At 61.4% G+C, this 19,948-nt stretch carries 18 protein-coding genes; 10 read left to right on the top strand and 8 right to left on the bottom strand.

Translation table 11 applies throughout. The annotated features are described in order from the left end of the window. Window positions 1-6 precede the first annotated feature (6 nt). The gene (gene mexE / locus HX812_RS23315) at window positions 7-1,248 is read right to left on the bottom strand and encodes a multidrug efflux RND transporter periplasmic adaptor subunit MexE (RefSeq protein ID WP_033901191.1); all 1,242 of its coding nucleotides are present in this window, start codon (window positions 1,246-1,248) and stop codon (window positions 7-9) included. Window positions 1,249-1,657: 409 nt separating this feature from the next. Here mexE and HX812_RS23320 point away from each other — a divergent pair, with 409 nt between their 5' ends. From HX812_RS23320 to HX812_RS23350, 7 genes are all read left to right on the top strand, one after another. Next, window positions 1,658-2,605 (top strand): AraC family transcriptional regulator, encoded by a 948-nt coding sequence (locus HX812_RS23320; protein WP_038850457.1) that lies wholly within the window; start codon window positions 1,658-1,660, stop codon window positions 2,603-2,605. 106 nt (window positions 2,606-2,711) lie between these two features. Next, entirely contained in the window at window positions 2,712-4,088 is a 1,377-nt protein-coding gene (locus HX812_RS23325) for a Rieske 2Fe-2S domain-containing protein (RefSeq protein WP_038850458.1), read from the top strand. Next, complete coding sequence (gene benB / locus HX812_RS23330) at window positions 4,085-4,573, top strand: benzoate 1,2-dioxygenase small subunit (RefSeq protein ID WP_038850460.1); 489 nt, start codon at window positions 4,085-4,087, stop codon at window positions 4,571-4,573. Before HX812_RS23325 ends, benB begins: the two co-directional genes overlap by 4 nt. A 10-nt stretch (window positions 4,574-4,583) precedes the next feature. Next, entirely contained in the window at window positions 4,584-5,606 is a 1,023-nt protein-coding gene (benC, locus tag HX812_RS23335; protein ID WP_038850461.1) for a benzoate 1,2-dioxygenase electron transfer component BenC, read from the top strand. 10 nt (window positions 5,607-5,616) lie between these two features. Continuing rightward, complete coding sequence (locus HX812_RS23340) at window positions 5,617-6,378, top strand: 1,6-dihydroxycyclohexa-2,4-diene-1-carboxylate dehydrogenase (RefSeq protein WP_038850462.1); 762 nt, start codon at window positions 5,617-5,619, stop codon at window positions 6,376-6,378. Window positions 6,379-6,432: 54 nt separating this feature from the next. Next, window positions 6,433-7,767: an MFS transporter gene (locus tag HX812_RS23345; RefSeq protein WP_038850463.1), complete on the top strand. Its 1,335-nt coding sequence runs from the start codon at window positions 6,433-6,435 to the stop codon at window positions 7,765-7,767. Between the two features lie 39 nt (window positions 7,768-7,806). Beyond that, window positions 7,807-9,063, top strand: coding sequence for an OprD family porin (locus tag HX812_RS23350; protein ID WP_038850464.1), 1,257 nt, complete (start codon window positions 7,807-7,809; stop codon window positions 9,061-9,063). Here HX812_RS23350 and HX812_RS23355 read toward each other — a convergent pair. Then, on the bottom strand, window positions 9,060-9,284 hold the full coding sequence (locus HX812_RS23355) for a DUF2790 domain-containing protein (protein WP_038850465.1): 225 nt from the start codon (window positions 9,282-9,284) through the stop codon (window positions 9,060-9,062). The two genes, HX812_RS23350 and HX812_RS23355, sit on opposite strands and share 4 nt — an antisense overlap. Before the next feature lie 109 nt (window positions 9,285-9,393). Here HX812_RS23355 and HX812_RS23360 point away from each other — a divergent pair, with 109 nt between their 5' ends. Next, window positions 9,394-10,359 (top strand): LysR family transcriptional regulator, encoded by a 966-nt coding sequence (locus HX812_RS23360; RefSeq protein WP_038850466.1) that lies wholly within the window; start codon window positions 9,394-9,396, stop codon window positions 10,357-10,359. Here the strand turns inward: HX812_RS23360 and HX812_RS23365 are convergent. From HX812_RS23365 to HX812_RS23385, 5 genes are read right to left on the bottom strand one after another with little or no spacing between them, the layout of a single operon-like run. Then, complete coding sequence (locus tag HX812_RS23365; protein WP_038850468.1) at window positions 10,340-11,953, bottom strand: ABC transporter ATP-binding protein; 1,614 nt, start codon at window positions 11,951-11,953, stop codon at window positions 10,340-10,342. The two genes, HX812_RS23360 and HX812_RS23365, sit on opposite strands and share 20 nt — an antisense overlap. Beyond that, window positions 11,950-12,849: an ABC transporter permease gene (locus tag HX812_RS23370; protein WP_038850469.1), complete on the bottom strand. Its 900-nt coding sequence runs from the start codon at window positions 12,847-12,849 to the stop codon at window positions 11,950-11,952. Before HX812_RS23370 ends, HX812_RS23365 begins: the two co-directional genes overlap by 4 nt. A 3-nt stretch (window positions 12,850-12,852) precedes the next feature. Further along, complete coding sequence (locus HX812_RS23375) at window positions 12,853-13,803, bottom strand: ABC transporter permease (RefSeq protein ID WP_038850471.1); 951 nt, start codon at window positions 13,801-13,803, stop codon at window positions 12,853-12,855. Further along, complete coding sequence (locus HX812_RS23380) at window positions 13,800-15,410, bottom strand: ABC transporter substrate-binding protein (protein WP_038850473.1); 1,611 nt, start codon at window positions 15,408-15,410, stop codon at window positions 13,800-13,802. The genes HX812_RS23375 and HX812_RS23380 overlap by 4 nt, the downstream gene beginning before the upstream one ends. Window positions 15,411-15,454: 44 nt before the next feature. Then, on the bottom strand, window positions 15,455-17,875 hold the full coding sequence (locus HX812_RS23385) for a TonB-dependent siderophore receptor (RefSeq protein WP_038850474.1): 2,421 nt from the start codon (window positions 17,873-17,875) through the stop codon (window positions 15,455-15,457). A 344-nt stretch (window positions 17,876-18,219) separates the two neighbouring features. Here HX812_RS23385 and HX812_RS23390 point away from each other — a divergent pair, with 344 nt between their 5' ends. Then, a complete protein-coding gene (locus HX812_RS23390) occupies window positions 18,220-18,693 on the top strand; it encodes a hypothetical protein (RefSeq protein WP_038850475.1) in 474 nt (157 codons plus the stop codon). 33 nt (window positions 18,694-18,726) lie between these two features. Here HX812_RS23390 and HX812_RS23395 read toward each other — a convergent pair whose 3' ends face one another. Then, window positions 18,727-19,722 (bottom strand): LacI family DNA-binding transcriptional regulator, encoded by a 996-nt coding sequence (locus tag HX812_RS23395; protein ID WP_038850476.1) that lies wholly within the window; start codon window positions 19,720-19,722, stop codon window positions 18,727-18,729. Here HX812_RS23395 and HX812_RS32015 point away from each other — a divergent pair. Beyond that, a partial coding sequence (locus HX812_RS32015; RefSeq protein ID WP_218643588.1) for a hypothetical protein occupies window positions 19,715-19,948 on the top strand: 234 nt, incomplete at its 3' end. The genes HX812_RS23395 and HX812_RS32015 overlap by 8 nt on opposite strands.

Raw genomic sequence — 19,948 nt, forward strand, 5'->3', positions numbered from 1 at the left:
TATCCCTTAACCGCGTGGAGTCGCAGCGCTGGCAAGTTTGGGCGCGGCTTTATCCGGCGCCACTTGTTCCAGGTTGCTGGCTTCAAGCGCTTGTCGTTGTTGGGCCAAGGCGGCGAGGGTTTCCTTGCTGGCCATCGGAATGGTTTCCGGAGCGACCGGCGATCCTGGGCGCACGCGTTGCAGGCCCTTGACGATGATGGTGTCTTCTTTATTGAGGCCGCTGCGCACGATGCGCAAACCTTCGATTTTCGGCCCCAGTTCTACCGAGCGATACGCGGGCTTGTCGCCTTCCATCACCAGCACGAACTTCTTGCCGAGGTCGGTGCCGACGGCTTCGTCGTTGATCAGCACGGCGGAGTAGGTGCCGCTGCCGACCAGCTTCAGGCGGGCGTACAGGCCAGGGGTGTATTCGCCCTTGCTGTTATCGAACACGGCGCGACCCCGGATGGTGCCGGTGGCCGGGTTGACCTGGTTGTCGACGAAGTTCATCTGGCCCAGGTGCGGGTTACCGGTTTCGTTGGACAGGCCCAGGTAAACCGGGGTGGTCGCACCGCGACGGCCTTGGCGAGCCAGTTCGGTGTACTTGAGGAACACGCGCTCATCGGCATCGAAGTAGGCGTAGACCTTGTCGGTGGAGACCACGCTGGTCAGCGCGGTGACATCGGCGGTCACCAGGTTGCCGGCAGTGATTTCGGCACGGCTGACACGGCCGCTGATCGGCGACGTGACGCGGGTGAAGCTCAGGTTCAGCTTGGCCAGGTCCAACTGCGCCTGGATCCCGGCGACAGCGGCGCGGGCTTCCTGGGCGGCGGTGGTACGCGAGTCGGCCAGTTCGGCGGAAATCGCATTGCTCTGGCGCAGGCGCTCGCCGCGTTGAGCTTCGTTATCGCTGCGGGTGGCCGCGGCGCGGGTTTGTTGCAACTGGGCTTCAAGGCGACGCACTTCAGCCTGGAACGGACGTGGGTCGATCTGGAACAGCAGGTCGCCTTTCTTGACCAAAGCGCCTTCGGTGAAAGCGACTTGGTCAATCTGGCCAGACACGCGCGGACGAATCTGCACGGTTTCCGGGGCTTCAAGGCGACCAGTGAACTCATCCCACTCGTTGACCGGTTGTTCCAGCACCTTGGCCACACTGACTTTGGCAGCTGGCATGGCGGCCGCTTGGTCCGGGGTCTTGCCGCACGCGCTCATCACCACCACGGCCAGGATCGCCAGGGGGAAGCGCAAATGTTTGAGTGACTGTTCCATGAGGTGCATCCGCCAATGTATTTGAGATGGGCGGATCATGCGCGGCGATGTGCTATGTCACGAATCGAATGAAGCAAAGGTAACTATCATTCGGAATGATATAAGCGCGGGATTAGCCCTCTAGCATGGGGGTTTCGTTAGCAGGCTATCAATGAGATTAATGGCAAAAGTCTTTTGCCGTACCGGTAAGGAACCTGATTGCGCCGCTCAGGGTCTGGCCGGTGCAGGACACCTCAAGATTGTTTCGGAATAAATCAAACTGAAGATCCAGCGCCCGCCAATAGCGCGGTAGAAGGCGGTTCGCGTGGGTTCCATACCCGCTGAGTATTCCTTGAGACCTTATCCATATTGGACGCCTTGCACCGCCAAGCGTCAGCTTGAACCCTATAACTATAAAAGAGGCGCAACCATGACCGTGCTATTGAGTGAGCGCAGCCAGATTTTCCAACGTGCCGATGCCTATGCGGTCTCCGACTACGTCAACCAGCATGTCGGCAGCCACTGTATTCGCCTGCCACCTCGTGGGCGGCCACAGGCGAGCATCAGCCACCGCACCTTTTCCAGCCTGGACCTGTGCCGGATCAGCTACGGTGCGCCGGTGCGAGTGACGTCGGATGCGCTGCAAACCATCTATCACCTGCAAATCCTGCTGAGCGGTCACTGCCGCTCCAATGCCCGTGGGGTAGAGCAGGTCTTCCAACCCGGTGAGATCCTGCTGATCAACCCGGATGACCCGGTGGACCTGACCTATTCCGCCGACTGCGAGAAATTCATCATCAAGTTGCCGGTGCGCCTACTGGAGAACGCCTGCCTGGAACAGCGTTGGACGCTTCCGCAACAGGGCATCCGTTTCGCCACGGCGCGGCATGCGCTGAGTGAGATGAGTGGGTTCCTGCAACTATTGGGGCTGATCTGCCATGAGGCTGAAAACGCCGCCGAGTGCGAAGTACAAGGCCTGTATGAACGCATCGTGGCGAATAAACTCTTGGCGCTGTTGGCCAGCAACGTGTTGCGCGTTGCCCCGCAAGCGGCTCAAGGCGGTGGTTTCGAAGCGGTGCGCCAGTTCATCGAGGAACACCTGACCGAAGACATCAGCGTCGAACAACTGATGGCCACCGCCAAGGTCAGCGAGCGTTCGCTCTATACCCTGTTTGAACGTCAGGTCGGCCTGTCTCCGCGCGACTACGTGCGTCAACGCAAGTTGGAGCGCGTGCACGCGCGCTTGCAATTGCCCTCGGCTCGTAGCGTGACCGAAGTTGCGCTGGATCATGGCTTCGTGCATTTGGGGCGCTTTTCCGAGGCCTACCGCAAACGCTTCGGCGAATTGCCGTCGCAGACCTGGAAACGCCAGCGCTGACAGCCTGCGCCCGGCGGATAACGTTTTGCAGCCAACGGATATTGAGGAGTGGAGCGTGCCCCTACAGTGAAGGCGCCTGATACAAGAACAACCGAGGGCCTACCCCATGATCAGCACGCTCGACCGCCTCGCCCGGCAACTCGGCGAATCCGTCCAGGAAGATCCCGCCACCGGGGTGTTCCGCTGCCGCCGCGACATCTTTACCGACCCTGACCTGTTCGCACTGGAGATCAAACACATCTTCGAAGGCGGTTGGATCTACCTGGCGCACGAAAGCCAGGTGCCCGAGATCAACGACTACTTCACCACCTGGATCGGCCGCCAACCGGTGGTCATCACTCGCGATAAACACGGCACCCTGCATGGCCTGGTCAACGCCTGCGCGCACCGTGGCGCCATGCTCTGCCGGCGCAAGCAAGGCAACAAAGGCTCGTTTACCTGTCCGTTCCACGGCTGGACCTTCAGCAACACCGGCAAGTTGCTCAAAGTGAAGGACCCCAAGACCGGCGCTTACCCGGACAGCTTCGACTGCGACGGCTCCCACGACTTGACGCGCCTGGGTCGTTTCGAAAACTACCGTGGCTTCCTGTTTGGCAGCCTCAGCGAATCCGTACCGGAACTCAGCGATTACCTGGGTGAAACCCGTGTGATCATCGACCAGATGGTCGACCAGGCGCCCTTGGGCCTGGAAGTGCTGCGCGGCAGCTCCTCCTATGTGTACGACGGCAACTGGAAGCTGCAGATCGAGAACGGCGCCGACGGTTATCACGTCAGCTCGGTGCACTGGAATTACTCGGCGACCATGGGCCGCCGCAATTATGAAAGCGAAGGCACCCGCACCGTGGACGCCAATGGCTGGTCGAAAAGCCTGGGCGGCGTCTACGCCTTCGAGCACGGGCATATCCTGCTGTGGACGCGCCTGCTCAACCCCGAAGTACGCCCGGTGCATGCTCACCGCGAGGCCCTCGCCGAGCGCCTGGGCCAGGAGCGCGCCGACTTTATCGTCGACCAGACGCGCAACCTGTGCCTCTATCCCAACGTGTACCTGATGGACCAGTTTTCCACCCAGATCCGCGTGGTGCGGCCGATTGCCGTCGACAAGACCGAAGTCACCATCTATTGCATGGCGCCCATCGGCGAAAGCGCCGAGGAGCGCGCCACCCGTATCCGCCAGTACGAAGACTTCTTCAACGTCAGCGGCATGGGTACGCCGGATGACCTGGAAGAATTTCGCGCCTGTCAGACCGGCTACCAAGGCGCGACCACCCTGTGGAACGACCTCAGCCGTGGCGCCAAACAGTGGGTCGAAGGCGCCGATGAAAACGCCCGCGCCATGGGCATGCAGCCGCAGCTCAGCGGGATCAAGACCGAAGACGAAGGCCTGTTCGTACGCCAGCACGCCCATTGGGCACAGAGTCTGCAACGCGCCATCCAGCACGAGCAGCAGGGCCTGATTGCCAGCGACAAGGCGGTGCTGTCATGAGTACCTCCCGCGACCGCCTGCTCGACTTTCTCTACCGCGAAGCGCGCCTGCTGGATGATCGCCATTGGGACGCGTGGCTGGAGTGCTACTCGCCCAAGGTCGAATTCTGGATGCCGGCGTGGGACGATCACGACACCCTCACCGAAGACCCGCAAAGCGAAATCTCGCTGATCTACTACCCCAGCCGCGATGGCCTGGAAGACCGCGTGTTCCGCATCAAGACCGAGCGCTCCAGCGCCAGTACGCCGGAGCCGCGAACCGCGCACCTGATCACCAACCTCGAAGTGCTGGCCGACGACGGCGAGCACGTGATGTTGCGCTTCAACTGGCAAACCCTCAGCCACCGCTACAAGACCACGGACACGTACTTCGGCACCTCGTTCTACAACCTCGATATGCGCGGCGAACAGCCGCTGATCACGCGCAAGAAGGTGGTGCTGAAAAACGACTACATCCATCAGGTCATCGACATCTACCACATCTGAGGACGCCCCAATGACGTACGCCATTGCCCTGAACTTCGAGGATGGGGTCACCCGTTTCATCGACTGCAAGGTAGGTGAAAAGGTCCTGGATGCGGCCTTTCGCCAACGTATCAACCTGCCCATGGATTGCTCGGACGGTGTCTGCGGCACCTGCAAATGCCGCTGTGAAACCGGCGCCTACGACTTGGGTGACGACTACATCGACGACGCCCTCAGCGAGGACGAAGCCCAGCAACGGCAGGTGCTGACCTGCCAGATGGTGCCGCAGTCCAATTGCGTGATAGCGGTGCCGGTGCCCTCCAGTACCTGCAAGACTGGCACTGCGCAGTTCGCCGCAACGCTCTCGCGTATTACCCCGCACGCCGATGCGGCGCTGGAGGTGTGTTTCGAGCTGGACCAGGCACCGGCTTTCCTGCCGGGCCAATACGTGAATATCGGTGTGCCGGGCAGCGGGCAGACTCGTTCCTATTCGTTCAGCAACCGCCCCGGCGACACGTGCGCTTCGTTCTTGATCAAGCATGTGCCCGGCGGGTTGATGAGCGGCTGGCTTGCACAGGCAGAGGTGGGTGACGCCGTGCCGATGACCGGCCCCCTGGGCAGCTTTTATCTGCGCGAAGTGACACGGCCTTTGGTGCTGTTGGCCGGTGGCACCGGGCTGGCGCCGTTTTTGTCGATGCTCGAAGTGCTGGCGGAGCGTCAAGAGACGCGCACGATCACGCTGATCTACGGCGTGACCCGTGACGCGGACCTGGTGATGGTCGAGGCGCTGCAAGCGTTTGCCCAGCGCCTGCCGAACTTGAGCGTCGTCACCTGTGTGGCCGACCCACAGACCGCCCATCCGCGCCAGGGCTATGTCACCCAGCACATGGCGAACGACCTGCTTAACCACGGTGACGTCGATGTGTACCTGTGCGGCCCGCCGCCGATGGTGGATGCCGTGCGCCAGCACTTCAAGCAACAGGGCGTCAGCCCGGCCGGCTTCTACTACGAGAAGTTCACGCCCAACGCCATCGTCACCGGCGACGCCGCCTGAGGAAACCCACATGACACTACGTTTCAACAACCAGGTCGCGCTGGTCACAGGCGCAGCACAGGGCATTGGCCGGCGCGTTGCCGAGCGCTTGCTGGAGGAGGGCGCCTGGCTGGTGGCGGTCGATCGTTCGGAGCTTGTGCATGAATTGCAGCACGCGCGGGCGCTGACCCTTACCGCCGACCTGGAGCAGCACGCCGAATGCGCACGGGTGATGGCGCAGGCCAAGGCGCGTTTCAAGCGCATCGACATCCTGATCAACAACGTCGGCGGCACCATCTGGGCCAAACCCTTCGAGCACTACGCCGAGCCGGAAATCGAAGCGGAGGTGCGCCGCTCATTGTTCCCCACGCTGTGGTGCTGCCACTGCGTGTTGCCTTACATGCTGGAACAGGGCAGCGGCGCCATCGTCAACGTGTCGTCGATTGCCACGCGCGGCATCAATCGGGTGCCCTATGGGGCGGCCAAGGGCGGGGTGAATGCGCTGACCGCCTGCCTGGCCCTGGAAACCGCCGGCCGTGGCATTCGCATCAACGCCACGGCACCCGGCGGCACCGAAGCTCCGCCACGGCGCATTCCGCGCAACAACCAGCCGCAAACCGAACAGGAACGCGTCTGGTATCAACAGATCGTCGATCAGACTCTCGACAGTAGCCCGATGAAACGCTACGGCAGCATTGACGAGCAAGTCGGCGCGATCCTGTTCCTGGCCTCTGACGAAGCCTCCTACATCACCGGCGTGACCTTGCCCGTAGGAGGCGGCGACCTGGGCTGAGCGCCATTACCCCTGCAGACACTGACTCACAACAACAATAAAGAGAGCACTGCCATGCGTACCCATGACGTTCATTCGATTATCGATAATGCCCGCTTCAGCCGTTTTCACTGGAGGGTGGTGGGCCTGTGTGCCTTGCTGTTGATCTTTGACGGCTATGACTTGTTTATCTACGGCGTGGTGCTGCCGTCCATCATGAAAGAATGGAGTCTGTCGCCGCTGCAGGCCGGTGCGCTGGGCAGTTATGCGCTGTTCGGCATGATGTTCGGCGCGCTGGTGTTTGGCAGCCTGGCGGACCGGTTCGGGCGCAAAAAAGGCATCGCCGTGTGCTTCGCGCTGTTCAGCGTTGCCACGGTGATCAACGGGTTTGCCAGCAGTCCCACCGAATTCGGTATCTGCCGTTTTATCGCGGGCCTGGGCTGCGGCGGCCTGATGCCCAACGCGGCGGCGCTGATGAACGAATATGCGCCGAAGAAACTGCGCAGCACCCTGATGGCGGTGATGTTCAGCGGCTATTCCCTGGGTGGTATGTTGGCGGCCAGTGTCGGGATTTTCATGCTGCCCAACTATGGCTGGTCGTCGATGTTTTTCGCGGCGGCTATTCCTCTGTTGCTGCTGCCTTTGATCGTGTATTGGCTGCCCGAATCCATCGGTTTTCTGGTGCGTCAGGGTCGCCAGGAGCAGGCGCGGGCGTTGCTGATGCGACTGTCGCCGGGTACGCAGATCGAGGCAGGTGATGAACTGCTGCTTAACGAAGTGAAAGCCAAGGGCGCTTCGGTGGTGGAGCTGTTTCGCCATGGGCTGGGCGTGCGCACGGCGATGGTCTGGACCGCGTTTTTCTGCTGTCTGTTGATGGTATACGCACTGAGTTCATGGCTGCCCAAACTGATGGCGGGCGCCGGTTACAGCCTGGGGTCCAGTCTGTCGTTCCTGGTGGCATTGAACCTGGGCGGTATGGCCGGGGCGCTTGTCGGAGGCTGGCTGGGTGACCGGTTGAACCTGATCAAGGTGATGATCGGCTTCTTCGTCACTGGTGTGGTTTCCATCAGCTTGCTGGGGATCAACAGCCCGATGCCGGTCCTGTACCTGCTGATCTTCCTCGCAGGCGCCACCACCATCGGCACGCAAATCCTGCTGTATGCCGCTGCGGCGCAGCTCTACGGTTTGTCCATGCGTGCCACCGGCCTGGGTTGGGCGTCCGGGATCGGTCGCAACGGCGCAATCGTCGGCCCATTGCTGGGCGGCGCCTTGATGTCTGCGGAGCTGCCGTTGCAGCTCAACTTCCTGGTCTTTGCCATTCCGGGTGCGATTGCTGCGCTGGCGATGATGACCTACGCCCTGAGTCAGCGTCGGCCGCGCAGCCATCTGGAGGCTGCTGGCGTGCGTTGATCTGCCACCGTCGATAACAACAATTAAAAGAGCACCGACATGAATCAACAGACCCTACAGCGTATCTGGCTGCCCCTACTCGGCATGCCTTTGGCGGCGACCGCGTCCGAAGGCGGCTTTTTCGAAGGCTCGAGTGCCACCTTGCAAGCCCGCAACTATTACTTCAGCCGTGACTTCTCCGACATTGTCGGGGCCAACAAACAATCCAGGGCCGAAGAGTGGGGGCAGGGTTTTATCCTCACCTATAAATCCGGTTACACACCAGGGCCTGTCAGCTTCGGCCTGGATGCGCTCGGCACCCTGGGCCTCAAGCTCGACAGCAGCCCGGACCGGGTCAACAGCGGCTTGTTGCCGGTCAAGGACGATGGCCGTGCGGCAGATGACTACAGCCGCCTCGGCCTGACCTTCAAGGCGCGGGTTTCCAAGACTGAGCTGAAAGTGGGTGAATTACAGCCCAACCTGCCGGTGCTCGCCTTCAGCGATATCCGCCTGCTGCCGCCGAGTTATCAAGGGGTGAGCATCAGCTCCAATGACGTCGCTGGCCTCACGCTACAGGCCGGGCACCTGAGCACCACTAGCCTGCGTAATGAGGCCGGCGACGAAAAGATGATCGCCATGCTCGGCCACGTGCCGCAGCGCAGTGCCGACAGCGACGCCTTCAACTACGTCGGCGGCGACTACGCCTTCAATGGCAACCGCACCAGCGTCAGCCTCTGGCGCGGCCAGTTGCAAGACATCTATGCGCAGAACTTTCTTGGCTTCAAGCACAGCCAGCCGATGGGTGATTGGGTGCTGGGGGCTAACCTGGGTTACTACGCAGCGCGAGAGGACGGCGATAAATTGCTCGGCAAGATCGACAACCAGGCGTTTTTCTCGCTGCTGTCGGTCAGGCGGGGCGGTCATACCGTCTATGTCGGCTACCAGGCGATGTACGGTGACAGCGCGTTCCCACGGGTGTTTGCCAACGTCACGCCGCTGGGCAACGAGGTGCCCACCTATGAGTTTGCCTACACCGACGAGCGCTCCTGGCAAGTGCGCTACGACTACGACTTCGGGGTACTCGGGCTTCCAGGGTTGATCACGACGGTGCGTTACATCACCGGCGACAACGTGAACACCGGGGCCGGTTACGAGGGCAAGGACCGCGAGCGTGACCTGGATATCGGCTACGCCGTGCAGAACGGTGCTCTGCGCGGCCTGGGTATACGGTTGCGCAACGTCATGGCGCGCTCCAACTACCGCAGCGATATCGACGAGAACCGGCTGATCCTCAGTTACACCTGGACGCTGCTTTAAACGCCACCCTGGCACGTGCCCATCACCAGGTAGTTCACGCTATGGCTGACGCCCTGGCTGTCGACGTACACCAGGGTCGCGGGCTCGACCTGGCAACTGCCTGGCACGGGCGTCACGGAAACGATGCGCTGGATATCCGGCGCAGCGTTCTCGGGATTGCCTTGGGCAAAGGCACCGCTGGCGGTAAAAAGCAGGATAAGGCTGAAAAATTTGATCTTCATGCGATGGCCCTCGGTCAGTGGTTTCAGTTTAGTCAGAACCGCGCAGGGTTAAAGACAGGGGCAGGTAAATGACTCATACGGATTACGTAGCAATCGCGGGGTAACGCTGATGGACATGCTCAACGGCATGCAGGTATTCGCCCGTGTGGTGGACAGCGGCAGCTTCGCAGCGGCCGCCGAAACCCTGGAATTGTCGGGGGCACAGGTGTCCCGGTTGGTTTCCGAGCTTGAGAAACGCCTCCAGACGCGCCTGCTGCAACGCACGACTCGACGTCTTTGCCTGACGGAGTCGGGCGAGCGTTTTCTGCTGCGCTGTCGTGACATTCTGGAAGACGTCAGGGAGGCGACGGCAGAAGCCAGTGGCGCTCACCTCAACCCCCGTGGGCGTCTGCGTGTGCATTGCATGAGCGGCCTGGGCGTGCTGATCACCCCGCTGGTCGCCCGATACAGCGAGCGATATCCGCACGTCGGCGTGGAGCTGACACTTTCCCAGCACACCCCGGACCCGCTGGAAGAAGGCCACGATGTGGTGATTTCGATTGCCCGCTCGCTACCGGACTCCGCGCTGGTCAGCCAGACCATCGGCCAGTTGTTCAGCGTGCCCTGCGCTGCGCCCCGGTACCTGCAACGGCACGGCGTCCCCGAACAGCCGGAGCACCTGAGGCAGCATCAGCGCCTGCATCTGCAAGACTTCCAGGAAGATGCCTGGTTGTTCACTGGTGAATCAGGTGAGATCGCGATTGCACCCGGTGACAGCTTCAGGACCAACGTGGCCGACGCCATGGTCAAGGCGACACAGGAGGGCATGGGCATCAGCCTTTTGCCGTTTTTCAGTGTCTCCCAGGCGTTGCAGGACGGCTCGCTGGTGCGTTTGCTGCCGGATTACCGGCTGCGCGAACGCAGTATTTTCGCGGTGTACCCGTCGCGGCGCTTTCTGGATGCCAAGGTGCGTACGTGGGTGGAGTTTTTGCAGGCGCAGTTGCCATTGCTACTGTCGCAACATGTCCGAGTGATTGATGCCCCGGCGTATGCCGCCCAATCCGCTGTAGCCCTGGTCAGGCGGCGGTTGCCGTGAGGTGCCGACCCGGGATCGCAGCAATCAGCTCCCGTGTGTAATCACTCGTCGGCCGATTGAATATCCGCTCCACCGAACCCTGCTCAACTACCCGGCCATTGCGCAACACCAGCACCTCATGCGCGAAGTTGGCCACCACCGACAGGTCATGGGACACCAGCACATAGGCAATGCCCATCTCCCGTTGCAGCTCTTCCAACAAATCCAGAATGTGCGCCTGCACCGACACGTCGAGCGCGCTGACCGGCTCATCCAGCAGCAACAGGTCCGGCTTCAACGCCAGCGCCCTAGCAATGGCGACGCGTTGGCATTGGCCGCCGGACAGTTCGCGTGGCAGGCGGTCCAGGTAGCTGACTGGCAGGTGTACGCGACTGATCAATTCCCGCGCGGCCTGTTCCAACGCCGGCCCCTTGAGCAAGCCGAACGAGACCAGTGGTTCGACGATGCTGTCGAACACGGTGAAGCGAGGGTCCAGCGCGGCGAACGGGTTTTGCTGCACCAGTTGCAGGCGCTGGCGCAGCGGGCGGAAGTCGCGCCAGCTCAGGTGCGTGACGTCCTGCTGTTCGAACCAGACCTGGCCATGGCTCGGCTTTTCCAAGCCCAGGGCGATGCGCAATGCAGTGCTTTTGCCCGAACCCGATTCGCCGACAATGGCCAGGGTCTGGCCGGGATACACCTGCAGGTTGAGATCTTCAAGCGCCACAAAAGTCGACTGCTCACCTTTTACCTTGGGCAGCCCAAACGTCTTGCCCACGTTTTGCAGGCGCAATATCGGCTGTTGTGCCGGATCAACCCGCACCAACGGTTCACGACGTTTGGCAAACGCGGGCGCGGCGGCAATCAGCGCGCGAGTGTAGTCATGTTGTGGCGCATCGAGAATCTGCCGTGGCGGCCCCTGTTCGACTAGTTCGCCTTGTTGCATCACCAGGATCCGGTCGGCGCGGTCGGTGGCCACGCCCAGGTCGTGAGTGATGATCAACAGCGAAATTCCACGCTCGCTGACCAGGCGTTGCAGGTGGTCGAGGATCTTGCGCTGCACGGTGACGTCGAGGGCGCTGGTGGGCTCGTCGGCGATGATCAGGCGTGGGTTGCCGGCCAGGGCAATGGCGATCAGCACGCGCTGGCGCATGCCGCCGGACAGTTCATGGGGATACTGACGGGCGCGCAGCACGGGTTTGTCGATGCCCACCTGTTGCAGCAGCTCGACAATGTCTGCATCGACAGCGGGGTAGCGTTTGCCCTTGGCCAGGATCAGCGCCTCGGCGATCTGCTGGCCGACACGCAACGTGGGGTTGAGGCTGACCATCGGGTCCTGGGGCACCAGGCCGATAGTGCGGCCGCGCAAGGCACGTTTTTGGCGTTCATTGGCGTGGGTCAGGTCCTGGCCGTCTACCCACAGTTGGCCGGCGCTGATCTGCGCACTCTCCGGCAATAGACCCAGGATCGCGTTGGCCAGGGTCGATTTGCCCGAGCCGGACTCGCCCACAATCGCCACGGTCTCGCCCTGGGCAATGCTCAGGGATAGGCGATTGACCGCCGTGTTGCCGTGCCGATAACTGACACTGAGTTGGCGAACATCCACTAAAGCATTCATCGCGGGGTTTCCTCGAAGGTGCGGGCGATATGGTTGAGGCTGAACACCACGGCCACCAGGAACAGGCCCGGCAGCAGCGACACCCACGGGGCGGTGATCAGGAAGTGACGGCCATTGGCAATCAGCGTGCCCCACTCGGCGGCGGGGGGCACCGCGCCGAAACCGAGGAAGCTCAGCCCCGCCGTGGCCAGGATCGCAGCGCCAAAATCGAGCGTCGCCAACACCGCCACCGGGCCCCAGGCATTCGGCAGGATGTGGCGCAGCAGCGTACGGCCCCAACTTGCACCGCCCAGGCGCGCGGCCTCCACATAGGGCAACGTCTTGACCCGCAGCACCTCGGCGCGGGTGGTGCGGGCGAACCCCGGAATGATGCCGACGCCCACCGCGATGGCCACCGGTACGGTGCCGAAGCCGATCGCGGTGACAATCGCCAGGGCCAACAGCACGCCGGGCAAGGCCAGCAGCACATCGACGAAGCGCATGATCACCGAGTCGATACGCCCGCCGGCAAAGCCCGACAGAATGCCCAGCCCCAAGCCGCCGAGCAGGGCGATGCCGACGGCCAGCGAGGCGGCCAGCATCGACAGGCTCGAACCGTAGACCACCCGGGTAAACAGGTCGCGGCCCAGTTCATCAGTGCCAAACCAGTGGGTGAGGTTTGGCGCGCGTAGCTTGTCGACAGGCGAGGTGGCGTAGGGGTCAAAGCTTGTCAGTACGTGAGGCGCCACGGCTGAAATCAGTGCGAAGAGCACCAGCAACAGCGCCAGGCTGAAACCGGGTCGTCGCAACAAGGGCAACAATACCTTCGTCGCGCGCTGCAATCGGCTGCGGCGACGCCATAGCGGTTGGCTGACCGGGATGGCTGTGCCGCACAGGTTCTGCTCAAGGATGGTCATGATCTAAGACACCTTTGGCGTGTGGGAGATGCGCGGGTCGAACCAGGGGTAAAGCAGATCGACTAGCAGGTTCACCAGTACAAAGGCCGCAGCCGACACCGCGACGATGGCCAGTACCACCGGGATGTCCTGGCGCAGCACCGCCTCCTGGGCCAGTCGGCCAATGCCGGACCGCGCAAAAATGGTCTCCACCAGCACCGCGCCGGACACCGTATTGCCGACCTGCAAGCCGATCAGGGTCAGGATCGGCAGCGCGGCGTTCTTGAACCCATGCCGCGCCTGCACCTGACCCCGGCTGAGGCCCTTGGCGTAGGCGGTGGTGATGTAGGACTCTTTCCAGACACCCTGGAAGCTCCGTTGCAGTACCTGGGCGTACACCGCTGCACTGGGAATGGCCAGGGTGACGGCCGGCAGCACCAGGCTTTCGAAACCCCGGCTGCCGGTGGCGGGAAACCAACCCAGGCCAAAGGCAAACACCTGGATCAGCAACAGCCCCATCCAGAACACCGGCACCGAAAAGCCCAGGGACGGCAAGCGCGTCAACGCTTTCTTCAACGGTTGCCAGCGGATATAGGCGGTCAGGTAAGCCAGGCCAATACCGCCCAGCAACGACAGGACGATGGCCAGCCCCGCCAACGACAAGGTTTGCGGCAGGCGTTCAACCAGCAGATCGGCCACTGGACGGTTAAGGGAAAGTGACTGGCCGAAGTCACCTCGAACGGCTCCCCACAGCAGGTCGAAATACTGTTCGAATACGCCCTTGTCCAAACCGTAATAGGCCCGCGCCTTTGCCAGGTCTTCCACCGACAGCGCGTCGGCTTCCATGCCCGAGGCGCTGAGCATCAATGACAGCGTGTCGCCCGGCAGCAGATAGAGAATGAAGTACGTGATGCTATAGGCCCCCCACAACACCAGCAGCGCCTGGCCGACCCGACCGATCAGGTAGCGGCTCATGGCGTGCCGATCTCGATATCACCCAACAGCGCAAAACCCTCGGCGGTCCAGCGGAAGTTTTTCACCTTGGGCGAGGTTGCCGCCTGCCACACGCGCTCGTAGATCGGGAATGCCGAACTCTCATCAATCAACAGGTCTTGCAGGTCGCCATAGGCGGCTGCGCGCTGCGGGCTCTGGGTGGCGGTGATGCCTGCATCAAACAACGCCTTGGCTTTGTCCAGTACCGCAGGTTCGTAGGTGTTGGTGGCCACGGTTGAGCTGTTGGCGCTGCGCGGATCGAGGATGGTTTGCAGGATGATCGGGTCGGCGCGGGTCATGTAATTAATGGTCAGGTCGTAGTTGCCGGCGGAGTTGTTGGCGACCCATTCGGCCCGGGTGACTACGCTGAGTTTCAACTCGATACCGACCTTGCGCAGTTGGTCCTGGATCAGCACATCGCCAGCAGTCTCGGCCGGGCTGATGTTATAGCTCAGGCTCAGGCGCTTGCCGTTTTTCTGCCGGTAGCCATCCGCGCCCTTGGCCCAGCCGGCTTCGTCCAGCAAGCGCTCTGCACCGTCCGGGTCATAACCGAGCTTGGCCGCCTGGCTTTTGACATACGGCGTGGTCACATCAAACACGCCGTCGACCACCGGGAATTCGGCGTTGTACACCGTGCTGGCGTAACTCTTGCGATCAATCGACTTTTGCACGGCCAGGCGCACTTGTTTGTCAGCCAGCAGGCGCTCGCCATGGGTGTTGGGGAAGAGGTTGAGTGCGGGGCCCGGCAACGAACGGCTCTGGATCGTCGCGCCCTTGGACTGAAACAACTTCAGGTCAACTTCCGAGAACGGGTTGCGTGGCCACAGGATGTCGGTCTTGCCTTGCAGGAACAGGCCGTTGCGCACGCTTTCTTCGGGGATGTAGCTGATGTCTACCGCGTCCAGATGCGCTTCGCCCTGGTTTTTCATATTGGCCGAGGCCCAGGCGTAGCCCTTGCGTTTGGTCAGGTGTGCGCCGACTTCCGGCGTGTAGCTGGCCAATACGAACGGCCCGGTGCCGATGATCTTGCCCAAGGAACGCTCTTTGACCGTCAGTGCGTAGGAGGCGGGCGCGAGGATCGCCAGGTTGGTGGTGGAAGTCGCCTGCAGGAAGCCCGCATTGGGCTTGGACAGCACCAGCTTGACGGTGAAGTCATCGACCACTTCGGCATGGTCGTAACCTGCCAGGTAGGTGGCGCCGAAGGTGGCGGGCAGCTCGGTCGCCAGGGCCTTGTCGCTGTCAAACGCAGTTTTCACCGCCTTGGCATCGAAGCGTTCGCCGTTGCTGAAGGTGACGTCCTCACGCAGGTGAAAGGTATAGGTCAGCGCGTCGTCACTGACTTCCCAGCGTTTGGCCAGCCAGGGGATGATCTTGCCGGTCTGCGGGTCCTGGTCGGTGAGGGACTCGGCAACGTTGCGCAGCAGCACGCGGTGTTCCAGCCAATACACTTGGAACGGGTCGACGCTGACCAGGGTGGTGTTGTCGCCAAAAAACGCAATGTTCAGGGTTTTGCCCGCCTGGGTGTCAGTCCCGGGCGAGCAGGCGGCGAGGCTCAGCGCCAAGGCGCAGGGGGCCAGCAGACGGCTCATCAAGTTGGAGGTATTCAATGGAGTGCCCTCAGGTGGCGTTTGGATCAGAAGTCATAGGCGAGCTTGGTGTACCAGTAGCCGCCGCCGGGGTAGAACGGCGGGTTGCCGTAGGCGGCCAGGCCGAGGTTGCTGTACACCGCGTGTTTGTCGGGGCGCACGTCGAAGATGTTGGTACCTCCGATGCTGACGGTGAGGCTGTCGACGAAGGTGTAGCTGATGTCCAGGTCGGTGATCCATTTGGCGCCGAAGCTGCGGTCGCCGCTTGGGTTGACCGCCAGTGTCTTGACCGCGCCATAGCGGGCGGTTTGCAGGTTGACCGCCAGGTCCTCGACCTTCCAGTTGGCGCCCAGGATCCACTTGGTCTTGGGTGACGCATCGGTCAGGTCGCCTTCACGGTCACGGCCCACCAGGGTCACGCCTGAACCGGCCAGCGCACTGGGCGTGTCGCGGGTGCCTTCGATGGTGGTCTTGTTCCAGTTGAACCCCAGGCTCCAGCGCACACTGCCCCAGGCGTCCAGTGGCGTGGTGTGGTCGGCGACCACGTCCAGGCCCTTGGTGCGGGTGTCGAACGCATTGGTGTAGTAGTTGACCCAGGTGCCGGTGGGCACGCCCTGGGCGGCGAGGATGGCGTTGATCGCGCCGTTGCCACGGTCATAAATGTTGCTGGTCAGGGCGATGCGGTCGTCGATGTCGATCAGGTAGGCATCGGCGGTGATGCTGGTGCGTGGCGCCGGTTGCCAGGTCAGGCCCAGCCCCAGGTTGCGCGATTTCTCCGGCTTGAGGTCATCGCCACCGAGTGCCTTGGCCAGGTTGCTGCCGGATGGCGTCAGGCGGGTCACCGCCGGCACCACGTTACCGTTCACGTCGGTCGCCACCCGGTTGTCGGCCACGGTGTAGCCGATCTGGGTCAGGGACGGTGCACGAAAGCCGGTGCCGACGGTGCCGCGCACCGCCACGGTGTCGGTCAATTCGTAGCGCGAATTCAGCTTCAGGCCGAACGTGTTGCCCGAGTCATCGTCGTAATGTTCAACGCGGCCGGCGACGTCGAGAAACCAACGCTCGGTCAGGTCGAAACCCAGGTCCAGGTAGCCCGCGTAGTTATTGCGGATCAGGCTCACTTCGTCTTCAGGGCGAATCGTTACTGCGGCCTGCGCGCCGGAAGCGGCGGGGTAGGTGCCGGTGATATAGGCCTCGCGGTCGCCGGCGAAGGTACTGAAATGCTCCCAACGATGCTCCAGGCCCGCCGACACCTGCACCGGTGGCGTCAGGTTGAACAGGCTGTCGTAGCGGCGGGTGAAGTCCAGGTTGTTGACCCATTGCTCAAAGCGGAAAGTCGCCAGGTTGTCGAACTTGGTGGGGGACGCCGTGCCCAGCGACGGGTTGATATTGAGGTCGCTGGAGTGGTGCACGTTATTGCGCCCGTAAGTGGTGCTCAGGTCCCAGTTCCAGTCGGCCACCAGGCCCTTGCCGCCGAACAGCAGCTGGTAGTCGCGATCCTTGATGTTGTTGAGCGGGAAGTAGCCATCCGGAAAGACTTCAGGCACTGCGGCCGTACCGGTCGGCAGGCGGAAATAGTTGGCGGCCTCGGCATCGCGTTCGCCGTAGGTGGAGAACGAATACAGCGTCAGGTCTTCCAGCGGCAGTTCGGCGTTGTAGGCCAGGTTGAAGGCCTTGAGGTCCGGGTCGCCGTTCTTGATCGCGACACGGTCCCAGGCCGCTTCCTTGGCGGGGTCACTGAATGCCCGCACGCTGCGGTCGGCTTTGTCGTTCCAGGAAGCGCTGCCGCGTTTGCGCGCATCGGCCGAGAAGTGGAAGAAGCCGCCCTGGCCCAGTTCAAAACCCTGGTCGCCCGCCACCTTGATGGTCTCGCCCTGGCCGGAATACAACTGGCCGTAACTGGTTTCCAGGTGGCCGCCACTCTTGGTGTTCTTGAGAATGATGTTGATCACACCCGCCACCGCGTCAGAGCCGTACTGCGCGGCAGCGCTGTCTTTGAGCACTTCGATATGGTCCACCGCGCTGACCGGGATCAGGTCGATGTCCACCGCATTCGCACCGCTGTTATCGATCGAGCCGCGCTGTCCCGTCGCGCCGTTGTGGCGGCGCTTGCCGTTGACCAGCACCAACGTGTACGCCGGGCCCAGGCTGCGGTTGCTCAACGGTCGGGTCACCGAGTTGTAGCCGGCGATGTTGGTGCCGAAGTTGAACGACGGCAGCAGCTTGGCGATTGCTTCGGACAGCTCGGCGCGACCGGTCTTGAGCAACTGGTCGCTGTTGATCACATCGATGGGCGCCGGGCTGTCGGCCACCGTGCGCTCCTGGCCACGCAGGCCGGTGGAGATCACGGTCACGGTGTCGAGCTTGGCGTCTTCGGCGAAGGCGGGCGCGGCGGCCATCAGCATGGAGCTTGCCAAGAGTGACAGGTGAAATTTGTTAAGAGCGGTGGGGAGTGCGATGTCTGGCATGTAGGCAACCTGGGGGGGCTAGGGAATACGTCCTCCGCCAGGTATGGGGTCGGTCTGTGAAGCGAAGATATCTCTATAAAAAACCGTGGGGAAAGTCTTTTTTGGAATAAGCTAATTATTAATTAATGTTATTTTGAGAGATAATAAGATCATATATTTTTATTTAGTGCTTGAGGCGACTCCGTATGGTTGTGTGTGGGACTGAGTCAGGCTCGCTCGCAAGCTGTTCAAGGTCATGGACGGCTATTTGCGCGGCGACACGGATAATCTTTTAATGTGTCGTTACGATCGACTCCCGCCCGAACAACAAGATTTTGATGCGGCATCAGAGCAGAAGAAAAGCCATGGAAGTGATTAGAGCGACAGATCCTGTCAGATCTGCGAAATACGAGCGCTGGAAGACCCAATGGAAGGATCAGTCCGAGTTGGATGAGTTCTTTTTTATCAGTGATGTTGTACATCCTGAAGATGTCTTGATGTTTTCCAAGGTTTTATTCCCCGATCTGGTTGTTCATGAGTCGGGGGTGTTTCTGGCAAGCCAATTCACTGTCGAGGCTTTCACCAACTGGATGGAGACTTGTAATAAGGATGTGGTGGCGGTTGAAAAGCTTCTGAATCATATGCATCTGTATGATGTTTTTGGAGGCTGCAACGATAGGGTGGAAGAGGCTGTGTACGAACAGCTCTGCAGGATTGTTGCTCAGTCATGGAGGATGGTGTTGCTGAGTCAATTTCCAGAAAGGACATTTTGTGTCCAAGCGATAGTGTCCGATCAGGAATATGGCCCAGTGGTTACGTTCTCCCAAGTCAGCGTATAACCTTTCCGTTGCGGGAGGCCGCCGCACCGTCTGTTATCCCGTCGGGGGCGCAGCGCTTTTACGGACAGTCAGTTCAAAAGGCAGGGTCACATGCTGCTCAGGATTGGCTTTTTTCTCGATCAAGTTGATCAGCATTTCCACGGCCCTGCGCCCAAAGCCTTCGGCGGGCTGGGCAATGGTGGTCAGCGGCGGATCGCAGTAGTGCGCCAGCGGAATATCATCAAATCCCACCAGGGAGATATCTTCAGGCACGCGCAGGCCCGCTTCCTTGATGCGCTTGAGCGCGCCAATGGCCATTTCGTCGTTCTCGCAAAACAGCGCAGTAGGGCGCTCCGGTAGTGTCAACAGACTGGCAGCACCCTCATAGCCGGCGCGCAGGCTGAAGTCGCCTTGGCAAATAATCGCCGGGTCACTGGGGATGCCTGCCTGCGCCAATGCCGCCTGATAGCCCGCCACTCGGTCCTGGGTCAGTGGGCTGCTTTGAGGGCCCTTGATCAAGCCAATCCGACGATGCCCCAGGCCGATCAGGTGCTCGGTCATCGCTTGGGCAGCCGCCTGGTTGTCGAGGCTGATGGTGGGATGGCGTCCGCCCTTGATCACCTCGCAGGCGTTGATCATCGGCGGCGTGTCTGTGCGGTCGGCCGGGAAAGGATCGTAGGCGCGCAACTGAATCACGCCATCGGCCTGATGGGCGTCAACCAGCCCGGCATATTCGCGCTCGACGTCTTCGCGGCCCTGGGTATCGCAGAGCAACAGTCGATAGCCGGCAGTCTGAGCCGCCTGTTGCGCGCCGCTGATCACGCGCGCGAAAAACGTGTTGGCAATCTTGGGAACCAGGATGACCAGGTTGGCGGTGCGCCGCGAGCGAAATTGGACCGCCATCAAGTTAGGGCGATAACCCACCTGTTCGACGGCAGCGTTGACCTTGTCGCGCGTGGCCTGACGCACGCGTTCGGGTGATGCCAGGGTGCGCGATACGGTCGCCACTGAAACCCCGGCGAGCCGGGCGACTTCACGAATATTGGACAAAATCACCTCTTGTTTGAACGCTAAGGCGGTCGAGCTTACCGCAGGTCTGCCTGCGCTTGAATCCTTGCGACTGTGGATTATCGATTTGACAGCCTTGCTTGCAGCGCATAAATTCCAGTTCAAATGTAACCGGTTACATTCTAATGGAAACAGCTTTCAGCCGAGCCGCGCAGAGAAGGTCAGCGATGAACACAGTGATACCCAAAATAAGAATGGGCTTTGTGGG

This window comes from Pseudomonas sp. IPO3749 (assembly GCF_013386605.1).
Lineage (GTDB): Bacteria > Pseudomonadota > Gammaproteobacteria > Pseudomonadales > Pseudomonadaceae > Aquipseudomonas > Aquipseudomonas azotoformans_A.

Bases quoted from the DNA above. Each gene is read 5' to 3' on its own strand.
- benC (WP_038850461.1), top strand. From the start codon at position 4,584: ATGACGTACGCCATTGCCCTGAACTTCGAGGATGGGGTCACCCGTTTC.
- HX812_RS23320 (WP_038850457.1), top strand. From the start codon at position 1,658: ATGACCGTGCTATTGAGTGAGCGCAGCCAGATTTTCCAACGTGCCGAT.
- mexE (WP_033901191.1), bottom strand. From the start codon at position 1,248: ATGGAACAGTCACTCAAACATTTGCGCTTCCCCCTGGCGATCCTGGCC.
- benB (WP_038850460.1), top strand. From the start codon at position 4,085: ATGAGTACCTCCCGCGACCGCCTGCTCGACTTTCTCTACCGCGAAGCG.
- HX812_RS23385 (WP_038850474.1), bottom strand. From the start codon at position 17,875: ATGCCAGACATCGCACTCCCCACCGCTCTTAACAAATTTCACCTGTCA.
- HX812_RS23355 (WP_038850465.1), bottom strand. From the start codon at position 9,284: ATGAAGATCAAATTTTTCAGCCTTATCCTGCTTTTTACCGCCAGCGGT.
- HX812_RS23390 (WP_038850475.1), top strand. From the start codon at position 18,220: ATGGAAGTGATTAGAGCGACAGATCCTGTCAGATCTGCGAAATACGAG.
- HX812_RS23345 (WP_038850463.1), top strand. From the start codon at position 6,433: ATGCGTACCCATGACGTTCATTCGATTATCGATAATGCCCGCTTCAGC.
- HX812_RS23365 (WP_038850468.1), bottom strand. From the start codon at position 11,953: ATGAATGCTTTAGTGGATGTTCGCCAACTCAGTGTCAGTTATCGGCAC.
- HX812_RS23325 (WP_038850458.1), top strand. From the start codon at position 2,712: ATGATCAGCACGCTCGACCGCCTCGCCCGGCAACTCGGCGAATCCGTC.
- HX812_RS23340 (WP_038850462.1), top strand. From the start codon at position 5,617: ATGACACTACGTTTCAACAACCAGGTCGCGCTGGTCACAGGCGCAGCA.
- HX812_RS23350 (WP_038850464.1), top strand. From the start codon at position 7,807: ATGAATCAACAGACCCTACAGCGTATCTGGCTGCCCCTACTCGGCATG.
- HX812_RS23370 (WP_038850469.1), bottom strand. From the start codon at position 12,849: ATGACCATCCTTGAGCAGAACCTGTGCGGCACAGCCATCCCGGTCAGC.
- HX812_RS23380 (WP_038850473.1), bottom strand. From the start codon at position 15,410: ATGAGCCGTCTGCTGGCCCCCTGCGCCTTGGCGCTGAGCCTCGCCGCC.
- HX812_RS23360 (WP_038850466.1), top strand. From the start codon at position 9,394: ATGGACATGCTCAACGGCATGCAGGTATTCGCCCGTGTGGTGGACAGC.
- HX812_RS23375 (WP_038850471.1), bottom strand. From the start codon at position 13,803: ATGAGCCGCTACCTGATCGGTCGGGTCGGCCAGGCGCTGCTGGTGTTG.